This window comes from Pseudomonas sp. MWU12-2037 (genome assembly GCF_023242345.1).
Taxonomy (GTDB): Bacteria; Pseudomonadota; Gammaproteobacteria; order Pseudomonadales; family Pseudomonadaceae; genus Aquipseudomonas; species Aquipseudomonas gingeri_D.
On sequence record NZ_JALLIZ010000057.1, the window covers coordinates 1 to 454 of the forward strand.

The following is a 454-nucleotide window of genomic DNA, read 5'->3' on the forward strand; positions in this document are numbered from 1 at the left end:
TCTGGCGCGGGATATCAACACCGTGACGGCCGAGGACTTTTTCAAACCGATACAGCGGCAGGCCATCCACGTATTTGGTGGTCAGCAACATGGCCAGCACGCTGGGGCTGGCCATGCTCTTTTCAATCAATTGCGCGGGTTTGTCGGCGGTGACCGGGGCGCTTTCGCAACCTCGGCAGCCGTAGACCTTGCGAATGTGTTTGATCACGCGAATCTGCATCGGCACGATGTCCAGCTGTTCGCTGGTTTCTTCGCCGATGGTGTGTTTGCGACAACCGCAAGCACAGGTCAGTTCATGTTCGGGCAGTTCGTGGATGACTTCGATCCGTGGCAAATCAGCCGACAACGGGCGGCGCTTACCACGGCGCGGACCGGGTGCGACCACTTCCTCGTCGGGCTCAGGCGCTGTCAGTTCGACACTTTCCGGCTCATTGAACAGCGCCAGTTGTGGCGT

Annotated in this window: 1 protein-coding gene; it reads right to left on the reverse strand. The window is 59.3% G+C overall.

Features of this window, described 5'->3' with window-relative positions:
- The coding region (locus M5B42_RS32075; protein WP_248748068.1) for an IS66 family transposase zinc-finger binding domain-containing protein at positions 1-454 on the reverse strand (454 nt) is incomplete at both ends.